A 23,310-nucleotide genomic window follows, 5' to 3' on the forward strand; every position below is an offset into this window, starting at 1 on the left:
CGAACACTTTTCAATTAGAAAAAAGCATAAGAACGTTTTACAGCTATCTACGTTTTTTTAGTCATTTAATTTATTTAGTAGGTTTTCTCGTAATATATAGATATAATATTGAATAAGAAACGTTCCATTTTAATTTGTTCCAAACACAGTGGAGGTGAAGTCATGAGAGAATATTTTTTTAATTATAAAGAAAATGAAATTATCCAGTTTTTCCAATACTGTTATATAAATAAAAAAGACTATTATCCCAAAAAAAGTATTCAAGAAGCACTGAACATTTCAGAATACCGTTACAAAGCAATCGGCCACCGAGTAGAAGAAATAAAAGCACAGTATCCAACTTTTGACTTCAACTATGATAAACATGGCTTATCCATCCGTTTTTCAAAAGAATTTTTATTACTTAAAGTCTATATTCTGCTGTTTAAAGAAACTGTAGGATTTAAATTCTTACTCTCTATTTATAGAGAAGAATTTCAAAATTTATCCCATTTTTCTGAATCCGTTCATATGCACCAGCAAAGTGTGCTACCTAAACTGAAACCTGTACGAACGCTATTAGGTGAACATTCCCTTGAATATTTGTTGTTTAAGAAAAAAATCAGTGGGGAGGAATACCGTGTCCGTCATTTTTTCTTTGAACTCTTCTGGCATTTGCATGATGAAAGAGAGCCGATCATCCCTGAATATCCTGAAAGCTTCCAAGCACTTGCGACAATGATCCACGAATATTTACCCATGCATTCTCGCGAAGATATCCGTAAACTCTACTTATTTATGAAAATCACGCAACACCGAATAAATAATGGGCATACGATCACTAGCTTACCCACCACGATCAAAGAAGTTAGAAATCCTTTGATCACTTATGACGTTTTCAAACAACAACTACAATCAAAAGAAATAGCCGGTCGTTTTTTCAAAAAAACATTGAATGAAACAGAGCTCAATTACCTTTACTATGTGTTCACTGTCGTGCCGACTTATACTTATCATGAAAAGGACGAGTTGCCATCTTTTCGCGACTTTTATACAGAGGATTATCAAGAGCTCGAACGATCGATTTTTGATCAGCTATTTCAACAAACGGAACGACGATTGACAGGCCCACAGGAAAGTTTTCTCTCTCTCAACATGATTTATCGAGTGACCTATTTTCTCAGTTATGGAAGTGATAGCTACGTGCCGCCTTACTCTGACTTGGAGTACTTCTATTATGACGATCCAACAAAAGAGCATTATTTTAAAATCGTAGACAAGATTATTCCTCAACTTCCCTTAAAAGAAGAACAATGGCAACGGATCTTCAATAGCAAGTCCTTCCGTTTCTCGTTGTTCCAACTAGTATCGTGGGTCCTTGAAGAACAGCTAGATTCAGTGAGAGTAGCCATACTGACTAAATACGGTAAGCTCCATAAAACAGAACTTGTCCGTTACTTAACAAAACTGAATCCTAGACCCATCGACGTGGTGGAATACGATGAATGGCCCGAAATCATCTTTTGTGATTTTCCGTTAAAAGAAGGACAGGAAATCAATCCAAAAGCAGAAATTTATTTTATCGGTGTCAAACCAACTCCACTCCAGTGGCTCGAAATAGTGAACTTCGTTGATAATTTCCGTACGAAAAAACAATTTGGTCATTTAATCAAGGAATAAGCAGCAAAAATCCAAAAATATGAGAAGCTATTTTCGGTTTTTGCTGCTTATTCCTCGGAGTTGTGCGCTTCTGTCACACCCTCCTACTCTAGCTAAAATCTTGATGTTCAAAAATGACGATCAATTAACTGCTTATCAAACGAAAGGGCAGTAACGTTGATAATTTTTTGGAGAGTACTCAGTTACGTACGCCAGACGAAAATCAAGAATAACATAGCAACAAGAACTATAAGCAAAAGCGGCAGGATAAATTCAATAAGATATTGTTTATCCTTCGCTTGTTTGACGACTTCTGCCTCTTGTTCAAATGGTTCGATCAGTGCTTTTTCTTCATGCACTTTTTTGGCTTCTACGAATATACGGTAAGGTGTTTGCTCTTCTTGTCTACAAGTAACTAGAAAAAGAATCTCTGCGCCTCTATCAGCTAATTTGTCCACTTCTGTTTCTTTGATCAACGATGTTTTTTCCACCTTGTATTGATAGTAATCATTTAGATACTGGATATAAATCGAATCACCTTTCTTCAATTCTTCGATTCGAGCAAAAAGTAGCTGATAAGCGCCTGCGTGATGACCGATTAGTGTCAGTGAACCCAACTCTGGTTCACGCTGAGGAAACAAACTAACTACTCCATCAATCAGATGGTCTGTTGTCAAACCAAGAAATATCGGTTGTGAAATCTCTACTTTAGGAATAACGATTTGACCGATAGCAACGTCGCTTGTTTTTTGCGTCGCTCCAATGACATCTTGGATATTCAATGCTTTGACCTCTTCTGGTGGTGGAACATTTTCTGGCACCTGGTAGCGGATCGCTGTGCGCGCCAATTGTGAATGAGTCGCTATCAGAAAATATTTGGAGAAAGGAACAGCAACCAGGCTTACAGCAAGTAGTACTAAGATGCTGATCAGTATCTTCAATCTTTGACTGTTTGAACGACCTCTCCTTTTCCTCCAATCAGCCATCATAGTTCCCTTGATCCATCGAATATTTGATCCCTTCAAGAGATTTCTGTGTCAAGTGCGCGCTTTGTAATTTATCGGCTAGACCACCGTTCATCCACCCTTTTAGATCTTCCGTTCCTTTAAAGAAACTTGCTTTAAAACAAACTTTTATCATCAAACATCATCCCTGTTTTTATCGATTCATTCTTACTAGTAGCGCTTGATCTCTTTGGTGACGTAGCTTTCCCCGTCTAACCGTCCCATACCAAAGAGCATTTTTCCAGACAAAGCTGCTAGCATTATCCCCGTATTTGTTTTTCCCACTCTTGCGTCTTCACCCATTCCAGCGGTCGATTTGCTTCTCTTATTTAGGACCACACGCTCCACCGGATGAAAAAAATCCTCTTTTTTCACTACTTTTGTCTTATTCTCATGTTTCTTTGTAGATTCCTCTTGAGCTCGTGGCGCTTTTTTCTCTGCTTTTTCTTCTTTAGAAGAAGGCGTTGTTTCTTCATCTGGAAGCGACACACGTTCCGGATTTTTAGGAGAAACAGACTCTGAAGGATTGATTGGATTAAGTATCTCTTCCTCCGTTGCAGCAATCGTACGATCTCCATGAATAATAAGAGCAAAAAATAAACTGGCATAAAGATAGCTTTTACTAAATCTACGAAGAGATATTTTCTGAATTTTTCTCATGATTCTTCCCACACTTCTGTATTTTTACACTTACGATCAAATCACCTAATTTTTCCCAATCAGAAGCTGTAGGAGGAGATAACCAAATCACTTGATGTCGCTTACTTTGCAACTTCAACATATCTGAAATACAAATATCCGCTGTTTCCTCTGATTCTCCTACAAAAGATTCAATATTCAACTTACCAAAAGCCTCCACTTGTTCTTGAATGTAGCGGCTGTAACTTTCTCCAAAAGAAAAATCAATGGCGATCCTCACTTTTGGTGAAAGAAGTTCAATCGGTAAAGTTGCCAAAAAAAGAAAAATATATTCTTTTGCTAACTCATGGTAATTTGCTCGAACTGTCTCTGCACACCATTCCAACTCCAATAATTCTTGCACGATTCGATAAGCGAGCGCTTCAGCTAACTGATAGTTTTCTTTGATAAACGAAAAATGTTGAATCATTGAATTTTCAAAGTTTGTACGCTTCTGAAAAATCAGCTTGTTATGGATCAGCGAAAGCTCATCGATTACCTCACGCGTTTCACCCCATGAAACAACGTCTTGAAATTCTGCAATGACACTGCTGATCACTTTTTCATTGAGAGAGGTAATCACTTCTGTTTCTATCAGTCTACAAGACGACGACAAATTCTCACTGCCGATAAAATACAAAAGTTCGTAAATCTCTGCTTCTTGCAAATGTTGAAAATACGGACTTAAAACCGTCATGATCTTTTGTACCAGTCCTTCATTCTGCACAGTAGATACAGTTATTTCTCCTTGATGGCCAAAATAGTTGCGCACCTTCAAAACAAATAAGCGATATAATAGCTTTACCTGTTGTGAATTTGAAAGATCCTCTTCAAGAAAGTGCGTGATTTGGCGAAGCTGGTTGATGATTTCACTTAATTCTTCTTTCATGCTTTCAGTAAAAGGATAGGCATTTACTCCGTATAGCGTGTAATAATAGCCATATAAAAACGATTGAATATCTCTTTCTTTACCGATAAACTGACAACCGCTAGAAATCTCTATTGCAAAAATCTTCAACAGCTCATTTACTTTTGACATGATCTTATAAACCGTTGCTCTGGAAGCATATAATACGTCTTCTAAATCAAAGGTATTTTCCACTTGTTCCATAAGTACAGCCTTTATCAAAGGAGTCAAGGTACTTCGACTCGCATAACAACTGATCAAACAAGAGATATTCGCAAATGTTTTCCGCGTATATTTCACAGTTTTCGGTTTTACTCCGGTTTCTATGAGGAACTGATCCGTCAAATCAAACTCTTTCAAATCCTCTTGGACATCTTTTATACAACTTTCAAGCTCATATCTATTCATCTTCAGTTCCTCCATCACAGTCGCTTGTAACAGAGGAATAGAAGCATTGGCATCTAAATAAAAGAGTAATTTCAGTCTGCCTATTGATTTTTTATCTAGAAATTCCAACATCATTTTGTATCACCATTTTCTAATTGACAGCATTGATTTACGGCAATGAGATTTTATCTTCTTCGTCTTCTTCCTTCTTTTTGCGTCGTTTCCATAAAATAAAGAATAAGATGAAGGCAAGCAACGCTAGAAGGATGCCCCCAATCAAGAAGTAAATCCAAGTATTATCTTTTTCGATCGTCACATCTTTTGCATTTAATTCTTTCGCTTTTTCAGCAGTAATCGTAAAATCTTTTTCAAAATGCCATTTGTAGAGATAATGAACGTCCGTTTCTTTGCCTTCTTGATCTTTTTCTGTTTGGACATACTCTCCACTAGGATCTTTTTGCCCATACACATCCATGGCTAAATGGTACGTCCCCGCCTTCATCGGTTTGGATGGATTACCACTATCCAACATCCCTTGATTACTGATTGCAATAGGGTAATCAAAGTTGGTATTTGGCGCCATTTGCATCATTTCTTTGACTGAAGTGAACGTCATACTTGGATCATCGATGTTGGTAACTGTTGCGTCCACTTTCATTTGATTCAAATAACCCATTTCTGAATTTTGAAGATTCGTATTGATGACATTCCGAGCATTGACTTGAGAAGGAGTCACATGATTCAAAGTTAATGAGGGCGCAACTTTTGTTTTTGTTTGTTGCAGCAATAGTGCTTCTACGTAACTAAATTCGTTTTTTAGAGAAACCCCTTTTTTATCTTTTGAAGAAGAGTCCGTTTCAGAAGATTTTTGCTTGAACGTCAAGCCACCCGCGATTACACCATCAAATGTTTCAGATGGCATCGTTACCTCGATGGCTACGTCTGTTTGAGAGTTTGGCTGTAAGACTACTTCCTTCGGCATCTTTACATGATCCGCTAAATCAAACTTTAACGTTTTATCTATTTTGTTTTCACTTGGACTGTATTCCACTACACCATTGATATTGGTCGTTGCACTTGCTACATTTGCTTCAACCGTCACCACTTTATCTGTTGAATTGTCCAGTAATACATGGATTGTCTGTTTCTGTCCAGGTGTCATCAATAAATCAAAATAAGAGACCTCTTCTGCTTGGTTTTCCGGTAAGATGGGTGTCATTGAGAATTGAAACTCATTTGCCTTGACGACTTTACTACCTATCACCATCGTCATTACCATTACGAACGTCATTAAATAAAATTTTGCCCTTTTCACCATTGCTGTTCTCTCCTTAATTTCTATAAATAGAAAAGCTGTGTCAAAAGCTTGCCCAACATTCGGATAAGCCTTTGACACATTCTCTTCTTTTTGAAGCTGAATTTTTCCAACAATGCCTTGTTCAAAAAGTGATAAGGACAACGAAAAAAGTGGGGGGATTCTCGAGTTCATCGTTCACTTTCCAAAGTCGAACATTTCTGGTTTAACATGTGTGTGTGTAAATTTGTTAGTTAGCTGGTGTATCACTTAATGACCAAGTCATTGTTGCTTTATAGTCACTTGCTAACTTTGTTGACGCACCTGGAACTTCTAATTTTACAGATGAATCTTTTGTTGTATCTGAACCAAAGTCTACTAAGCTTGTTCCAGCACCATTTCCATCAGTTGCTCCCATAACTACGTCTGATTGTACATTTGGATCTAACGTTGTAATTGCTTTTACTTTATCAGCAGGTGTTTTAGATGCTGAAACAATCGATGCATTAGTCAAATAAACTTTAGCGCCCTCTAAAATCTCACCTGCTTTACCAGCAGTAGCCGCATCTGTTGAAGCAAAATCACTTACTTTGACTGTTAAACCCCATCCAGCTAATGAACCACGATTATCGGTTACTTGAACGTAGTTTGGTCCAGTTTTGGCATTTCCAGCTGCATCTTTGTATTTTTGAGCGGCTGCATTGTAAACTTTGTCTACAGATGTGATCTCTTGTGTACCAAAATCAAATGATGAAGCAAAGTCAATCGATAATGGTCCTGGCGTACCTGGAACGACTGGGATAGTTGGATCAGGATTTTCAGGAATGACCGGCTGAGTTGGGTTCAATGGATCAATTGGGTCAGTTACACTAGCTGATGGAGTATATTTGATTGAACCATACGCACCATATGATGCTACTTCGTCTGCTGATACTGTTGTAGCCACGCCAGTTGCGATCATTGTTGCTAGTAAAGCTGTAGTATATAATGTGATTTTTTTCATGTGAATTTTCTCCTTTAAGTTGACGATATTGTTATTTGTTTGTTGGCAGATCTGAAAGAATCCAGACCAAATTTGTTTGATAGCTCACTGGATCTTTAGGTGTCGCTCCAGGAACAAACAATTGAATGGCAGAAGTAAAGGTTGTATTTACTTCCTCTCCTTCAATTATTTCCTTTTTTTCGAATAAATCTGTCATATCTCCCCAGCGTGTAACCCATGTTCCAGCGCCTTGATCAATCTCAGCGCTAGTGATCATACTTTCTTGATTCGGAACCATTCCTAGTACTTCATAAGCAGTAGGTTGCGGGGAATTGCTGTTACTTACCAGCTTGGGTTTCAGAAAAAACAAGGTTGCCCCAGTTAGTTCTTTGTATTGTGTAGCCTCTTCTGCACGGAACTGGTGGGTTTCTTTTACCTTTAGCGTCCAGCCAGCCAATGTTCCACGATTATCTGTCACTTGAACAAAGTTCGGTGTGATCAAGCTAGGATCATTGAAGTACCTTTGCGCTTGCGCAGCATAATACTCGTCTTTATTGGAAATCTTATTTATCCCAAAATCCAAACTACTAGCAAAATCAATCGATAACGCGCCTCCGGTCCCAGGCTCAGGTCTAGAGCCATCAGGATTCATCGGATCAACTGGAATCTCTGGATTGGTAGGATCTACAGGAAGTGTCGGTTCTTTTGATGATCGGAATTTTACCGCATCATACCCTCCTATATCATCGTGCTGCTCTGCATAAACCATTTGACAGCATAGAGCAATAAACAATGTGGAAAGTACGCTTGCTAATAAAAACTTCTTCATCTAATCCTCCTTCCTTAGAAAATATCTGAATGTATTTAGTTTGCTGGAGTGTCGGATAGTGTCCAATTAAGATTAGTCGTATAAGTCCCCGCTTTTTTCACTGTTGCACCTGGTACACATAACGTAATTGGTGATTTTGTTGCTACAGCATCTCCAGTTGTCGCTGTTGAATCATAATCAGTTGGTTTACCTAGACCATAGATCCAAGTACCCATCCCTTGATTTTTATCCGCAGATACAATCACTGTAGCCGCAGTAGAAACATTGTACATACCTGTATTTACTTCTTCAGGATAAATCGATGAATCCGTTCCTTTTTCTGTGTTCACATGACCACCACTAAAGGCTAGTTGTGCGCCTGTCAAGTAATCCCCCACTTCAGCGCTACCTTCATCGGTCACCGTTGGATCGACAGTATCTAAATGGAACTGTGAATCTGTCGCAACTGACAATGTCCATCCCGCAAAATTCCCACGTGTATCAGTTACCTGTACATAGTTCTCAGCAGTCTTTCCACTAGCAAATGCTTGAGGATGTGCATAATAAGTCTCTTCTTTTGATGAAATGGATTGTTTACCAAAAGCTAAAGATGAAGCAAAGTCAATTGATAATGGGCCACCTGTACCAGGTCCCGGAGGATTTGTCGGATCAGTTGGATCAATCGGTACTACCGGAATGCTTGTATCTGGATCTTCCGGATCAACCGGAGGTGTAACGGTCGTTCCTTGTTTGAATTCGACTGAAGATTTTGAATCATACTGTCCAGCAGTAGCTGCACCGACCAGCGTTGTGCCATATGTAGAAATGATCCCAACGCCAACAATAATTGCTAAAGAATATTTTTTAATATTTTTCATTTTTGATTTTTATATTCCTTTCTTTTTTGGTTAATTAATATTTTTATTTAATCTCAATTTCAGGTATAAAATGATGCTTGCTACTATCGTGATCAAAGATAAAAGATACATCCCCTCGTTAGAAGCATCACCAGCAGCCGGTATTTTCGTTTGTTCATCAGGAGATGTCGAAAGAATTTGTTTCTCATCTTCTGTTAAATCATTCGAATCAGGGAAAGTCTTCTTTTCATATTTACCATAAAAGCCTGTCTCCCCATAACTTCCATAATGTTGACTATCTGCTCGACCAATGGTTACGTTACTAGTCAGTAATAGCAAAATCAAAACCAAAGAAGCGACTCTTTTTCGTCTCCCTATAAACAGCTTCTTCTACCTCCTTTTTTAGAACTGCGTTTATCATACCTTCCTCTATTTTTCACTTCATCTTATTTTTATTTCAGTTCCTGAAAAAAAATTAAACAACAAGATACACTCGTGAAAATCCTTGGAAAAATATACAACATTTTATCGATCCATTCTTATATAAAATTTGAAAAAAAATATAAAATAACCATTTTAGTTGTATAATCAAGTTAATAACTATAGTTTTTTTATAAATTAAATAATTTTAAAACACTTATAAACAAAGCTTAATTGGTATTGTCCAATTTCATATTATTAAAAAAGCAGTGAGTATAGATTAGAAAAAATAATTAAAATAATGAAAAAAAGAATGGAAAAATTAATTTTTATCAACTGTATAGATAACTGTTGATAGAAAAAAATTCTTCCATTAAATGATGTTTTTTGTGGGAAATGGTGGGGATTTGTGAATGAGTGATTTTTGTTTATGAGTCGTAAAAAATAGAAACATAGGTACGGTATTTGTTTGCTATGATATTCTAAAAAAGGAACTATGTCCACTTTCAATAGTCATTAACTTTTGTTTTTATCATAAGCTATACCATTATTTAACTCATTAAAAATACCGTTCGTTATATTAACTATAAAAATATTATTCACACATTAGTATCTAATTTGATACCTGTACCCTATATATGTAACCGCTATCCAACGAACGACCAAGTAAAAATATTGATACCATTTGGGAGGAAAGAATAGTGTTAGATAAGGATTTTCTTTTTGAAAAATATCAAGAAAAAATACATTGCGTGCAAACGAGACACGAACCTTTAACCACATTGAAAGAACTAGTTAATGTAACAGAGGCCCCTATTTCCATTATTTATAAAGAACATCTTGAAATGTTAAAGCTCAATGTCCTTCACTCGATCTATGATCGAAAAGAAAAAACGATCGAATTTCAGCTATTTTATGTAGCAGACAATTCAAAAAGCAACATCTATTATCAGTCTTATGCAAAAAATCCAATCACACTCCCTGGATTAAAGAAAGAAACAATTTATATTATCTTCGAGGAGTCACTCGGGATTATGGAAACAAATTGCAATTTATTAGCTATCGACTTTAGAATACAACAAGGGATCGAACAAGAACATTTAGATACTAGAGATATTTATTTTTTAGACTATGTTTCAAACTTTGAGAATCGCTCTCTTTTTGAATGATTTAAAGAATAAAAAACCAGAGCATACCTAGCACTATAAAGGTTCTTGTGTACGTTAAAATATTACTCGGCACTACTCGAATGTTTTATAACTGACATGAATCCGTAACCATCCCGATTACGAGACTTAACTTTTTCTGACGCGATTTGCTTCAAACGTCTATTCGTTGTCGTGATATACATCTACTGCTTTCCTTTATACTCAAGAATCTTAGTTAGGATATTCAGCAGATCATTACTAAAAGAAAGTCTTTTCAACTCATGATAATAGAATTCTTTCACCGCCATTTCAGCTCATTTGGCGGTGAAAAACAAATGATGGCGGAGCAATCCGATAAATATAGCCTACATTCTTTAACTTGACTAAATCTTTTTTGCAGTCGCTTCCTTCTGCTTCGATTGATTCTCGATGAAATTTTCCCAATTTGAACTCACCAACTTTACTTATATAAGAGCCCCCCCCCAAAAAAAAACGCTTCGCAAAGTAAATTGCGAAACGCCTTGAAATGTTGATATAAAGATATATTAACGTTTTGAGAACTGTGAAGCTTTACGGGCTTTCTTAAGACCTAGTTCGATTATTTGAACCTTAAATATTCTTTAAAAACCTTTTAGTATCAATGTTTCGGATGATTTTCAGCTACAAATATTTCATTGATTTTCAGAATAATTGAACACATTGGTGTCAATTTTTTTACAAAAACATGCGAACCGAAATAGAATACTCGCTTATTTAGCGTGACTTAAAATAATTATTGAAATTATATATCTTTTAGCTTATCAATATAGAAATTTTTAGATTTGAGTGTATCAGCTTTGATATCATTTATAATTAATTTTAAAAGCGAATTACAGATCGTTCTTAGCTTACTAATTTCGTATATTCCCAATTTATCTATTTCAGATTTTTTAAAATCAAACGGATGAATTATATAGTCGTTAAAATAGAGTTCAGTTATTTTATTTATAGTGTCGTTTTCTATGTTAGGAAACCTTAAGATATCCCAGTACTGAACAGCAAAACTCCCACCTTGTCCACCTACTGATAATTTATCCATTATACCTCTTTTTTTCATATAATTTAGAAACGTACTTATTAAAATAGTATTTTTCAAATTTACATTTCCTTTATCGAGTGGAGTTATAATTATTCCGTGAATATTAGTTGTAAATCTTAAAGAATTGTCACATATTGCAAATGTTTTGCCTACATTTCCCTCAGCTGAAAACAGAATATCATTCTCCTCTAAAAACCAAACTTTCCCAGCTGCTCCTAAAAAGACAGTTTTATCAATATATCCATAGTCAGAGATATCACTAGGATATATTAGCAAAGAATAATTAGGTTGAAATACTTCCGTTTTTATTGATCTTCCTAAATCTCTTTTTTGTAGTGATGGACCTCGTTTAATTCTATATCCCAATTCTTCCAAAGTCTTATTACCAGCAGGAAATTGTTCAATTTTGCTAAAGAAGCTCTGCACCTCTTCAGAATAAAAACCTGCATCAATTCTTTTAGCCGATAACAGATTAGAAGCTTTTATAAAAGGTTTTTCTACAAAAATTGTTTCTAATTCTTTATCAAAAATACTAAAAATTTCTTCTTGGATTTTTTGAGCTCGTCTTTCGGAAAAAATAATGTTTTTTGTCAAGTTTTCAATTATCTGTATGACCCAATAATCATCTTCTTCAGGAAATGGTATATAACATTCTAATAAATTAGAACCTGAGTGTCTTATGGTTGAACCTTTTGGAGTTATTGAATCTAATTGAATATTAAAATAGCTATCCTTTAAAAAAGAAAGTAAATAGTATTTATTAATGTTACTTTTCACGTTCAATTTTATCATACCTGATGATAGTAGACATGAACAATTATCATCATTAAAGAAAATAGCACTATCTCCGATATTAGCATCTGTAGCGACAATTACATCATCATCTTGCAACAATTGATTTTCATTGTAAGATATTTTATTTTCATTTAAAAAAAACGATTTTTGAACTTGAACAGTATAATTTAATTTATCAATACAACTATTACGTACGAATTTTACATTAGAAACTAGATCTTTAAGATAAGAAGACCCTCCTGGCTCTGTTCCTCTAACAAAAGGAATAGTTTCCAATAAATCTTGAATTTTAATTGTACGTTTAGCCCGGACACCAATTTTTTTATAATTATTCGGAGATAAATTTGTTTTGCCCTTTACTATATCACTTATCTTTATCTCTTTAGGAATTATAATATCTTCCATTATATCACCTCAATCCAGAAAACAATCTCTCAATTCATCTTCTTGTAGCATACACCATTCACGAAATTCATCAATAATTTTAGTGAAATCTTCATTTAAAACATTTTCACCAGTTTCAGTATCTATAATAGTTTCAAATGTTTGTGGATTTAATTTATAATCATTTTCAAATATTACATTTCTACTTGCGGTTCTTTTGGTATATCCAACGTTTTTAACTTCTCTAACAAAAACAGAATAATCATCATTTTTTAAATGTTCTATGGTATTTCTACCTATATTCCTCGGCTTATATCCAATAATTATTGTCGTATTTACACCCGTCTCAGCAAATATATTTGCTGGTAAATCAACGAGTGCTACTATACGAATTTGATTTAATAGCCATTCTCTCGCAAACTCAAAGCTTTTATTTGACGCAATACTGTTACTCAAAACTATACCAAATCGTCCACCATGTTTTATTGAGCGCACAGCATTTTCAAGAAATACAACCCCTAGATCTAGTCCATCTTTAGGATTAGTTTCTATATATTTATCATAGGTCTCATAAAATTTAGCTACACGTAAATCATCATATTTCTTAAAGTCCAGATTTCTGCCCTTGCCAAATGGAGGATTTGTTAATATAACATCATATTTCATCAACTCTGTTCCATCTGGTCTGTTATCCCAATTTCCACTTAGATTATAATCAGGGTTCAAAGCTATAATATCTCCACTAGTGGTTAATTTATGATCGATTGATCCTTTATCTTCTGCATAGAATATATTGGCATTCCCATCACCATTCAGGAGCATGTTAAGCTGCGCTAAAACTGTCATATTATAATCATTATCCAGACCATACAAGTTATTATCATTTAATCTCAAATCAGAATTTGCATAGCTAACTGATAAGAAGTCCGCAATCCCACAACAGGGATCACAAATTGTATCGCTGCGTTTAGGATTAACCATATCTACTAGAAAATTTATTATTGGTATCGGGGTTAGAAATTGTGCATTTTCTTCTTTTTTGAATCTAGTTGCGAAATTATAAAATACTAATTGATATAAATCACCACGGGCAGATTTAGTAAATGCATAACGCTGAAATTCTCTCACTATAGTTTGAGCTACACGTACATGACGTGTATTCGTCCACGTTATCTTTTCTTCAGCTAGAATATTTTTATACTGTCTTTTAGCATTAGTAAAAATAATCTTTAACCTATTAATAAATGTTTGAACTTCGGGATCAGAAATATTACCTCCTACCATTTCTTCATCCGGTGAAATATGAAAGTTTAATACTTGACCATATTTATCCGATTCGTGTTCGTCAAAAATCTTTACAGCAAGCAATTGAATTAACAACATATAACCTTCTTCGTTAAACAAACTATCTTCTGTTAACTGCCGTAAAATATTGTTCAAAGATTTTCTTAGATTTTCATCAGAGATTTTATCAACAATATCGAGATCTTCTATCTTCAAATTTTTCTTTTCAAGATCAACTCCGTTTACTTTTTTGTCCAGTTCAGCAAAACTTGGTATCATATAATATGGATCAGTTAATTCTAACTGATATTGTTCTAAAATACGTTGGCTATTGAGGAAATTCTTACTATTGTCATATCTTGTAATAATACCCGTTTGGTCTTTCTTGAAAAGATATAGTCTACCTTCATTGTAGTAAACTCCCATCACAAAAGAAGAATCTGATTCTTTAATTGTTGCTTTAATTTGAGAATTAAATACTTGGTCAATTGTTTTATCATTTTCTCTTTTAAATTCAATCATTACAACTGCTTTTTTACGTAGTTTATTTAAAGCATCTTGGTTTTTATTCATTCTGTATTCTTGATATAAAGCAAGCCAATCATTATCGTCAAAGATTACAGCATCAATTTTTATAGGTTGTGAATTTTTATTTCCTTTAGGGAAATATATTTCCGTTCCAATTAAATCTCTTTTATACAAACCTGAATCAATCAAGCCATATACAAATTCCCATTTATAAAATTGCTCATTTGGTTTACCGTGAATATCTTTAATCTCAATATTATCTTTAAAGCTCCCATCTTCTGTTACTAAAGAACGTTGAAGAAAACGCTTTGATAAATTTTCATTTCTAAATTTTAATCGTGATTCTGCAAAAGTTCCCATAAATCGAACGCCTCATTTTCTTTAATCTTAGTAATTAATATATTCTAATAATGTATTCACTCTTTACTTTTCTTGACTTCTTTCCATATTTTCCAAAGCGTATTCGCATGCTTGAATAACAAAACTCGAAAATGTTGCATCATTTTCTACAATTACTTCTTCAATTTTTTCTATAAGTGGTACAGGGAATCTAATCGTCTTGTTTTCTGTTTCTTTACGGTTAGGTTTAATTTTGAAATTACTCAATTAGCATTACCTCCTGACCTGATTAATTGTAATTTATTTTGCACAATAAATATGCATTGCATTTAGCATTGCGGAAAAACACTTATTATTGTTGGAATGACTACAATGGAAAGACAGAGAACTTGAAAGGAAAACAACGATGAAGAAAAAGCAAATCGCATTAGTAGTTGGAATTAGTTTAATATTATCGAGCTCATGTTCTACAAATAAGGATATCCGATATAAGACTTCATCAACTAGTGAACACTTACTAGAAGCTACTAGTAAATCAATTCAATCTACAATTGAATCAACACAATCAGAGAACATATCAGAAAAAAACTGATAACAACACAATTTGATGCATTACCAATAATGAAAAAAGCGTTTCACAAACTAAGTTGCGAAACGCTTGAAACGTCGATATATAGCGAATATTAACGTTTTGAGAATTGAGAAGCTTTACGAGCTTTCTTAAGACCTGGTTTTTTACGTTCAACCATACGTGCGTCACGTGTAAGTAACCCAGCGCGTTTAAGAGCTAAACGGAAGTCAGGATCAACTTCTAGTAATGCACGAGCGATTCCGTGACGGATAGCTCCTGATTGTCCCGCGTATCCTCCACCGTTTACGTTAACAAATACGTCATATGCGCCTTTTGTTTCAGTAACGCCGAAAGGTTGATTGATAACTTCACGCAAGTCAGCATGTGGAATATATTCTTCAACATCTTTTTTGTTGATAGTAATTTTACCAGTTCCTGGTACTAAGCGTACGCGAGCAACTGCATTTTTACGACGGCCTGTGCCGATATATTGAACTTGTGCCAATGAAATTCCCTCCTATTAGATTAAGTTTGTGATGTCTAAAACTTCTGGTTGTTGTGCTGCATGTGGATGTTCTGCTCCACCGTATACATTCAATTTTGTAAATTGTTTGCGGCCTAAAGTATTTTTAGGTAGCATGCCTTTTACAGAAGTTTCGATCAAACGACGAGAATTTTTAGCACGCAATTCACCAGCTGAGATTGATTTCAATCCTCCTGGGTAGTTGCTGTGACGGTAATAAATTTTATCAGTCGCTTTTTTACCTGTTAATTTCACTTTATCTGCATTGATAACAATGACGAAATCGCCAGTATCCAAATGAGGGGTGAAAGTTGGTTTATTTTTTCCACGTAGTACAGATGCAACAACTGTTGAAAGACGTCCCAATGGAACATCAGTTGCGTCTACTACATACCATTTACGTTCTACTTCGCCTGGTTTGGCCATATATGTTGTACGCACGTTAGTTTCCTCCAATTTAAGTTCTGATGTTTGACATACACTTCGAGTTTCCGGGGCTCTTTGTGGGGCAAACAATACCATTTAACATATTACCTGCAAATACAGATAATGTCAACGTTTTTCTGTGCTTCTGAAAAATTTAATTTCCTTTTCATTTTTATCTTTTCATCGTTTTAGTTTCTTTTAGACTAAGAAATCCACTTTGTATAAAAAGTTGTGTATTTACATTATTTTTGAATATTATTTTCATTTTATTTATTTTTATGTATATTTATTAAATTTATTGATTGCTTTTTTATTTTTATGGTGTTATCATTTGAAACATCTATTTTGAAAACACTTAAAAATAAAGGGGCGATTTTATGAAAGAAAAAATTATATTGGCTTACTCAGGTGGATTAGATACCTCTGTTGCAATCAAATGGTTGGCAAAAGATTATGAGGTGATTGCTTGTTGCCTAGATATCGGTGAAGGCAAAGATACAGCTTTTATTAAAGAAAAAGCACTTCAAGTTGGCGCAATTGCGTCTTATGCCATCGATGCCAAAGAGGAATTTGCTCAAGAATTTGCATTGATCGCGCTACAAGGTCATACGTTTTACGAGCAGTCTTACCCACTGGTTTCTGCGCTTTCTCGCCCCTTGATCGCAAAAAAATTAGTGGAATTAGCTCGAAAATCTGGTGCAACGACGATTGCTCATGGCTGTACAGGAAAAGGCAATGACCAAGTTCGTTTTGAAGTAACAATCAATGCCTTGGCACCTGAAATGAAAATCATTGCACCGGTTCGTCAATGGCAATGGTCTCGAGAAGAAGAAATCGCCTATGCGAAAGAAAATGATGTGCCGATCCCAGCAGATTTGGAGAATCCATATTCTATCGACCAAAACTTGTGGGGACGTGCTTGTGAGTGTGGTGTGTTAGAGGACCCTTGGGCGACTCCGCCAGCAGGTGCTTATGATATTACGACAGCCTTAGAGTATACACCAGATCAGCCGGATATTATTGAACTCACTTTTGAACAAGGCGTACCAGTTGTTTTGAATCAAGAAAGTTTACCTTTATCCGAATTGATCTTATCTTTGAATCAATTAGCCGGCAAGCATGGAATCGGACGGATTGATCATGTGGAGAATCGTCTGGTAGGGATCAAATCGCGGGAAGTGTATGAATGCCCTGGAGCGATCACTTTGATGCAGGCACACAAAGAGCTGGAAGATTTGACCTTCGTTCGTGAATTAGCACATTTCAAACCAATGATCGAGCAACAGTTGAGCCAAATGATTTATGATGGTCTCTGGTTCAATCCATTGACCGATGCGTTGATCTCTTTCTTGAAAGCAACCCAGACTGCAGTCAATGGGACGGTCCGCGTCAAACTTTTCAAAGGAAATGTCATCGTTGAAGGACGTAAATCAGCCAATAGTCTGTATAACGAAGAACTAGCAACGTATACTTCAGCGGATACCTTCGATCAACAAGCTGCTGTCGGTTTTATCAAGCTTTGGGGTCTGCCATCGAAAGTCTATGCGGAAGTTCAAACGAAGCAACAAACAGCCGTAGGATCAGAGTAGCGAGTAAAGCAATCAAAAGAAAAGTAAGGTAAAAGCTGAGTGCGAACTCAAACAGGACCTTTTACCTTCTTTTCTTTCATTCAAAACATAGGAGGAATCACATGGATAAACTTTGGGGTGGACGGTTTCAAGGAAAAAGTGAACAATGGATCGATGCATTCGGCGCCTCGATCTCCTTTGATCAAAAATTAGCTGAACAAGATATTTTAGGTAGTCTCGCTCATGTGAAAATGTTGGTCCATACTGGGATTTTGTCCGAGGAAGAAGCGCAACAGATCATCACTGGTTTGGAAAAACTGCAAACACGCTTAACGAATGGCACTTTGCATTTTTCGGTGGAAAATGAAGACATCCACTTGAATATTGAAAAATGCCTGCATGAGGAAATCGGACCTGTTGCCGGGAAACTACATACTGCTCGTAGCCGTAATGACCAAGTCGCAACAGACATGCACTTGTATCTAAAAGAAACGGTACTTGAACTGATCGACAAACTTCATTCGTTGCGCCAAACGTTCGTGGAAAAAGCAGCGGAGCATACGGCTACGATCATGCCAGGATATACTCATCTGCAACACGCCCAACCGATTTCCTTTGGCCATCATCTCTTAGCGTACTATCAGATGTTTACTCGTGACCATGAACGCTTCACAGAAAGCCTGAAACGAATCGATATTTCCCCATTAGGCAGTGCGGCATTAGCAGGTACGACATTCCCTATCGATCGTTCATTCACCGCGTCTGAATTAGGCTTTTCTGCTGTCTATGCAAACAGTCTTGATGCCGTCAGTGATCGTGATTTTATTCTAGAGTTTTTAAGTAATGCTTCATTATTGATGATGCACTTGTCTCGTTTTTGCGAAGAAATCATTTTTTGGTGTAGTTATGAATGTCAATATGTTGAACTTTCAGATACTTTTTCAACAGGCAGTTCGATCATGCCCCAAAAGAAAAACCCAGATATGGCAGAATTGATTCGTGGAAAAACAGGTCGTGTGTATGGCAATTTATTTGGTTTACTCACGTTGATGAAGGGCTTGCCCTTAGCCTATAACAAAGATTTCCAAGAGGATAAAGAAGGCATGTTCGATACGAGCGAAACGATTTTAGCTAGTCTCTCGATCATGGAAGGCATGGTCAAAACCATGGAAGTGAACAAAGCCCGAATGTATGCGGCCACACAAAAAGACTTCTCTAATGCGACTGAATTAGCTGATTATTTAGCAGCAAAAGGTTTACCTTTCCGTCAGGCACATGAAATTGTCGGCAAACTCGTCTTACAATGTACACAACAAGGTTGTTCATTACAAGACATCCCACTAACAGAATTCCAAGCAATCAGCCCGCTGATCAAAGCCGATATTTACGACACCTTACTTCCGGAAACTGCCGTAAAACGTCGCAATTCATTAGGTGGTACAGGTTTTGACCAAGTAGAAAGACAAATTGAACAAGCACTACATCAGTTGAAAATAGACAAGAACTAAAAGAACATCTTGCGACAATGTTTCCACACGTTGTCTCAAGATGTTCTTTTTTAGTTTACATTTTTCAAAAATATGTAAAAAAAGTTCAATCTTTCAAGAATAAACATGTCATACTTTAGTTTAAAAAACTTTTTCATACAGAAAGGAAAAACTATTATGCATTTCTTCCCCTTTGTCGATCCCAACCGTCGACCACAAGCAGAGATCAAAAAAATGACAGAAGAACTTACACAAAAATTTCATGCAATCGATCCAGATTTGACTTTGATACATAATGATAACTTTATTGATTATGGTCCAGAGGTCTTTCCACAACTTTCGTCGATTTACTGGGATCCTCGTGTGCCAAATCATCCGATGGAACATTTTGTGTATTCGGAGTATCGATTGAAATATCAATTTTATACGCTCTATTGTTTTACACCTTATGACGAACAAATTGATGAACATTACGGAAAAGTAAATCATTCGGATCGAAAAACGCTACAAGCAATTGACGATTTGATATTAACTGTTATTCACACTTATCAAGCAAAAAACTTATCTTACTGGAAGGATTTATTTCCAGAAGAACAATTCCAACAAACAATCGCATCTCATTATCAAAGAACTTCACAGATGATCGGTGAAGGTAGAAAAAGTAGTCGACTAATCACCTTCACTGACCCTAAGCATCGACCTTTGGCCGCTGTAGAAAAGAATACGGAATTTCTAGAAACTCAGTTAAATCAATTAGATTCTCGACTAACTGTGACCCATGATGATTCATTTATTGATTTTGGTCCAAGTGATGGATATTTTCTTGCTGAGTATCCTTATGATCCAGAGGAAGACGACCTAGACGACGATAGACGTGGTCTATCGGAGGAAGAATATGAGATTTGCTATGAAGATATTCCTCTATTTGGTTGTTCTCCCTATAACATAAGCTTTGGTATATATGGAGATTTTTACAGTAAATGGATGTTGAATATTGATTATCTTGATTTAAGAGAGCGATTGAATAACCCTACTTTAGCTATTATTCATCAATATCAGTTACATAATCTATATTACTGGCGTGATCATTATTCCACTGAAAAATTCCAATCTGAAGCCCTTGATTCCAAAGAACGCGGGCTACGACAAATCCACTCCTGAATATTCAAAAGGGTGTACTTAATGCTCAGTCAATTACAAAAAAATGACAGAAAGACTCTTGTAAAAAAATAATACCTTATCTATAGACTTAATTTAATTATTTCACAAAATATTTTTTTATTTTCGTTTAAAAATTTGCTAAAAACCCTCTAGATTAAGCTTTCTATAATAGCCTTAATATTTTATATAGTAGGTACCATAAATACACAAAAAAATTATTTAAGTGTGAACAGTTCTAAATTATCTGAAAAAGACTAATAACTCAATTTTTTTTAGAGTTATTAGTCTTTATTATTTTGTTGTAAATTATAAATATTTTCTAATCTCTTAACTCTAATTTATAATTGGATACGCTGTCACAACGTTTACCTTTCCATTTGCTTTTACATTCACATGTATTTTTATTTCAAAATTACCACTGCTTTCCTTTTCAATATAATCTTGTGGACCTGGAACATTTGTGACATTTTTCTCTACAATCCTTTCAACCTCACTAGTAATTTTTTCTGCATCCTAGTTATCTGGAAAAACGGTAGATCCTGCTCTCTTGAAATCTTTCCCATAACTCACATCGGATTTAAAAGGTTTTCCTTCCACCACCGTTCCTGTCGGTTTATAAACTACCCCACTTTCCGGATTATAAAAATCAGGATGTCGCGAATGAGCACCTGATATAGTCAATTTTCCATCTTTCCCCGGTCTTCCCTCTCCCGCCACATGTCGCAAGGCTTTACGGTTATAGTATTCGGTGGTTGGTAACTTCTCTACCAAGGCTTCATTTGGACAGCCTTTGGTGATTAGAGCCTTTTCCGCTTCCAATACGCGAGCGGCTTCGGCTTCTTCGACTTCAATTGCTGCTAGGATAACTTCTTCGGATTCAACTGCTTGTAAGACAGAAATCATTTCAGACCATGGTAAGCACATGGCGATGAGCAAGATATCCACTGGTTCGAGCTTCAATTGGGACTGCTTGATGACCCAGTCGGTATTTTCGTAATTTGGTAAGTGCTTCAATAAACTACCACCGACTTCAGAAATCGCTGCAATAGTGGTGTCATCTAAACTCTTTGGCAAAGAATTCGTGCGTTCTTCATCAAACAAGCCATCGGCTAACGCATAGTAGTTGCAATAGACACCGAAAAAGCTTTGCACTTTGCGTATCGTATAGATGACTTCTTGGTTAAAGCCGATGTCGATTTGGTCTAAGGGAACAATTTCTTGCGTTCCCCGATACACAAACTCACCTTCCCGATCAATGACAACTTCTTTTTCATTGGCTTTCGCTGCAATCCGGAATAGATTAGTCTGAAACGTATCAGGTAATTGATCAATCAGCGCATTCCGTTCATCGATCATCTGACGCGTGATTTCTTTTCCGGTTTCATTGACGGAGTCAACATCTGTTGGTGCGACTGCCCCAAATTGGACGGACGAGTATTCTTTGACCACTTCCAGAGCTTTTTCAGGTGTGGAAATTTCTGCTAAAAATGTGTCGAAATCCGTTTCTAAAGGAATCGTGATGCCATGAACATCATATTGTGTATATAATTGTTGACGATGATCATAGGCGGTATAGCTCATGGTCACATTGACATAGGGCGTTCCTGGACCATTATATGGAGAAAAATTGATTTGTTTCAGGGCGCCGATCCGCGGAGGTAATTTTTCATTGCCCGGTAAGTATTCATTCAGTGAAGTATCTGGATAAACTAACAGACTTTGATTGTTTGTGCTTTTCGGCACGAATAATCTGCTCACACCGTCTGTACCAGTTCGCATCTCATATCCAGATAAGTCGGGGGTCGTTTCTATGTATTCGAGAAACTGATTTTGGACTGTAATCCAACTAGCCAGCTCGATTTTTGTTGTCGGGTAAATGTCAATCGGGTTTTCTGGGGAATCAATCGCATCATCGAGTAAGCTCATCGACTGCCTTAGGATACTTGTCGAAGTCAAACGGTACAATTGGCTGACTGCTGTTTCTTGGCTAGATTCTTTTAAGTAAGGTCGAGTAAATTCCGCAAAAGCGACGGCTTGGATGATCGGTGCAATTTTTGAACGAGAAAACCGAGTACTGAGGGGTAACGTACTTGGTCCTTCCATCAGATCCAAATAGTCCGCTAAGACTAAATTATCAAGCACTTTATGTTCGGCAGTCAGGGTGTCGGTGAAGCCTCGGAGTGTTGCCCATTCGCTCCACGATTTCTCCTCTTTTGCCTGCGACGTACCACTTAAATCAATCGTTTCAGCCGGACGCGAGATCGCTTCTTTGAAGGATCGATCACTCGCAAAGGCTAAGAGTGTCGGTTGGAAAACCGACGACAACAACATTACAACCATCAACAACGAGAACCATTTCTTTTTCCCATTCTCAGAAAATAAATTTCTGCTGTAATTAATAGAAAAAATAACACCCTGTCGAAACACGTCTCAAAGGATGTGTGTCAACAGGGTGTCTCTTATAGTTGTGATTCGCTTGTTTATGCGTCAATTCCTGGTGCTTTACCTAGATGTGCTTGTATCATCCAGATGCGTTTTTCTGTTGCTGCTTTAAAATCAATGAAGATATCTTGTGTTGGATCGTCGCCTTCTTCACCAGCAGCTTCAATTCCTTTTTGGAAAAGATCTGCTAAATAGCGGTAACCTGCGACTAATGTTTCTAAACGTTCTTCCATCGTGCGATCCCAACGACCAACTTCATCAGGGATTTTTGTGTTGTCTGCAAATTCACGTAACGTTGAATAAGGTGAACCATCTAATGTGATCAAACGTTCTGAGATTTCATCTAATTGTTCATTCAAGTCGTCCATGAAGCTGTCCATCATTGGATGCAATGTCAAGAATCCAGGACCTCTCATATACCAATGAGTTTGGTGGACGATCACCGACATTTGGCTTAAATCTGCTACTAATTGATTCAATACTTCTTTTGTTTGTTGAAATTTCATGTAATTCTGCCTCCTCGCATTTGCCTATATTAAAATCATAGTAAACTTTGAGGGAAAAGTACACTAAAATCCTTTAGATGAGAACGATTTTCATC

General features: G+C 36.3%; 22 protein-coding genes. 5 read left to right on the forward strand and 17 right to left on the reverse strand.

Going from position 1 to position 23,310, the window contains the following annotated elements; all coding sequences use genetic code 11:
- Positions 1-162: 162 nt before the first annotated feature.
- Entirely contained in the window at positions 163-1,659 is a 1,497-nt protein-coding gene (locus tag IGK77_RS14380; protein ID WP_074800915.1) for a helix-turn-helix domain-containing protein, read from the forward strand.
- A 182-nt stretch (positions 1,660-1,841) separates the two neighbouring features.
- Here IGK77_RS14380 and IGK77_RS14385 read toward each other — a convergent pair whose 3' ends face one another.
- The 9 genes from IGK77_RS14385 to IGK77_RS14425 all read right to left on the reverse strand — a co-directional run bounded on the left by IGK77_RS14385 (position 1,842) and on the right by IGK77_RS14425 (position 8,906).
- A complete protein-coding gene (locus IGK77_RS14385; protein ID WP_074800919.1) occupies positions 1,842-2,624 on the reverse strand; it encodes a class A sortase in 783 nt (260 codons plus the stop codon).
- The gene (locus tag IGK77_RS14390) at positions 2,617-2,778 is read right to left on the reverse strand and encodes a hypothetical protein (RefSeq protein ID WP_177187685.1); all 162 of its coding nucleotides are present in this window, start codon (positions 2,776-2,778) and stop codon (positions 2,617-2,619) included. The genes IGK77_RS14385 and IGK77_RS14390 overlap by 8 nt, the downstream gene beginning before the upstream one ends.
- Before the next feature lie 35 nt (positions 2,779-2,813).
- Complete coding sequence (locus IGK77_RS14395) at positions 2,814-3,302, reverse strand: hypothetical protein (protein ID WP_074800921.1); 489 nt, start codon at positions 3,300-3,302, stop codon at positions 2,814-2,816.
- Positions 3,271-4,635 carry a helix-turn-helix domain-containing protein gene (locus tag IGK77_RS14400; protein ID WP_177187686.1) on the reverse strand — a complete coding sequence of 455 codons (1,365 nt, stop codon included), beginning with the start codon at positions 4,633-4,635 and terminating at the stop codon, positions 3,271-3,273. The genes IGK77_RS14395 and IGK77_RS14400 overlap by 32 nt, the downstream gene beginning before the upstream one ends.
- 148 nt (positions 4,636-4,783) lie before the next feature.
- Positions 4,784-5,932: a DUF916 and DUF3324 domain-containing protein gene (locus tag IGK77_RS14405; protein ID WP_438713229.1), complete on the reverse strand. Its 1,149-nt coding sequence runs from the start codon at positions 5,930-5,932 to the stop codon at positions 4,784-4,786.
- Positions 5,933-6,158: 226 nt separating this feature from the next.
- Entirely contained in the window at positions 6,159-6,911 is a 753-nt protein-coding gene (locus IGK77_RS14410) for a WxL domain-containing protein (RefSeq protein WP_019722943.1), read from the reverse strand.
- Positions 6,912-6,942: 31 nt separating this feature from the next.
- On the reverse strand, positions 6,943-7,719 hold the full coding sequence (locus IGK77_RS14415; protein ID WP_074800928.1) for a WxL domain-containing protein: 777 nt from the start codon (positions 7,717-7,719) through the stop codon (positions 6,943-6,945).
- Between the two features lie 35 nt (positions 7,720-7,754).
- Positions 7,755-8,576, reverse strand: coding sequence for a WxL domain-containing protein (locus IGK77_RS14420; RefSeq protein WP_074800930.1), 822 nt, complete (start codon positions 8,574-8,576; stop codon positions 7,755-7,757).
- 30 nt (positions 8,577-8,606) lie between these two features.
- Complete coding sequence (locus IGK77_RS14425; RefSeq protein WP_074800932.1) at positions 8,607-8,906, reverse strand: hypothetical protein; 300 nt, start codon at positions 8,904-8,906, stop codon at positions 8,607-8,609.
- Between the two features lie 770 nt (positions 8,907-9,676).
- On the opposite strand from IGK77_RS14425, the gene IGK77_RS14430 reads away from it, so the two are divergent.
- A complete protein-coding gene (locus IGK77_RS14430) occupies positions 9,677-10,144 on the forward strand; it encodes a hypothetical protein (protein ID WP_081355939.1) in 468 nt (155 codons plus the stop codon).
- A gap of 288 nt (positions 10,145-10,432) precedes the next feature.
- On the opposite strand, the gene IGK77_RS14435 is transcribed toward IGK77_RS14430, so the two are convergent.
- The 6 genes from IGK77_RS14435 to rplM all read right to left on the reverse strand — a co-directional run bounded on the left by IGK77_RS14435 (position 10,433) and on the right by rplM (position 16,051).
- A complete protein-coding gene (locus IGK77_RS14435) occupies positions 10,433-10,567 on the reverse strand; it encodes a hypothetical protein (RefSeq protein WP_256209294.1) in 135 nt (44 codons plus the stop codon).
- 337 nt (positions 10,568-10,904) lie between these two features.
- Positions 10,905-12,401: a hypothetical protein gene (locus IGK77_RS14440; protein WP_074800935.1), complete on the reverse strand. Its 1,497-nt coding sequence runs from the start codon at positions 12,399-12,401 to the stop codon at positions 10,905-10,907.
- Between the two features lie 9 nt (positions 12,402-12,410).
- Positions 12,411-14,552 (reverse strand): HsdM family class I SAM-dependent methyltransferase, encoded by a 2,142-nt coding sequence (locus IGK77_RS14445; protein ID WP_074800937.1) that lies wholly within the window; start codon positions 14,550-14,552, stop codon positions 12,411-12,413.
- A gap of 63 nt (positions 14,553-14,615) precedes the next feature.
- Positions 14,616-14,798: a YlcI/YnfO family protein gene (locus IGK77_RS14450; protein WP_074800940.1), complete on the reverse strand. Its 183-nt coding sequence runs from the start codon at positions 14,796-14,798 to the stop codon at positions 14,616-14,618.
- A 416-nt stretch (positions 14,799-15,214) separates the two neighbouring features.
- A complete protein-coding gene (rpsI, locus tag IGK77_RS14455; protein ID WP_010733940.1) occupies positions 15,215-15,607 on the reverse strand; it encodes a 30S ribosomal protein S9 in 393 nt (130 codons plus the stop codon).
- 15 nt (positions 15,608-15,622) lie between these two features.
- The gene (gene rplM, locus IGK77_RS14460; RefSeq protein WP_153830627.1) at positions 15,623-16,051 is read right to left on the reverse strand and encodes a 50S ribosomal protein L13; all 429 of its coding nucleotides are present in this window, start codon (positions 16,049-16,051) and stop codon (positions 15,623-15,625) included.
- Between the two features lie 377 nt (positions 16,052-16,428).
- Between rplM and IGK77_RS14465 the strand changes: the two genes are divergently transcribed.
- The 3 genes from IGK77_RS14465 (at position 16,429) to IGK77_RS14475 (ending at position 20,267) form a co-directional block, all read left to right on the forward strand.
- Positions 16,429-17,640, forward strand: coding sequence for an argininosuccinate synthase (locus IGK77_RS14465; RefSeq protein WP_074800980.1), 1,212 nt, complete (start codon positions 16,429-16,431; stop codon positions 17,638-17,640).
- Between the two features lie 101 nt (positions 17,641-17,741).
- On the forward strand, positions 17,742-19,127 hold the full coding sequence (gene argH, locus IGK77_RS14470) for an argininosuccinate lyase (RefSeq protein WP_074800982.1): 1,386 nt from the start codon (positions 17,742-17,744) through the stop codon (positions 19,125-19,127).
- Between the two features lie 156 nt (positions 19,128-19,283).
- A complete protein-coding gene (locus IGK77_RS14475; RefSeq protein WP_074800984.1) occupies positions 19,284-20,267 on the forward strand; it encodes a hypothetical protein in 984 nt (327 codons plus the stop codon).
- A 513-nt stretch (positions 20,268-20,780) separates the two neighbouring features.
- On the opposite strand, the gene IGK77_RS14480 is transcribed toward IGK77_RS14475, so the two are convergent.
- Entirely contained in the window at positions 20,781-22,607 is a 1,827-nt protein-coding gene (locus IGK77_RS14480) for an EndoU domain-containing protein (RefSeq protein WP_256209295.1), read from the reverse strand.
- Positions 22,608-22,747: 140 nt separating this feature from the next.
- Complete coding sequence (locus IGK77_RS14485) at positions 22,748-23,215, reverse strand: Dps family protein (protein WP_062805959.1); 468 nt, start codon at positions 23,213-23,215, stop codon at positions 22,748-22,750.
- Positions 23,216-23,310 lie beyond the last annotated feature (95 nt).

Source organism: Enterococcus sp. DIV0806c (assembly GCF_051710905.1).
GTDB lineage: Bacteria > Bacillota > Bacilli > Lactobacillales > Enterococcaceae > Enterococcus_B > Enterococcus_B mundtii.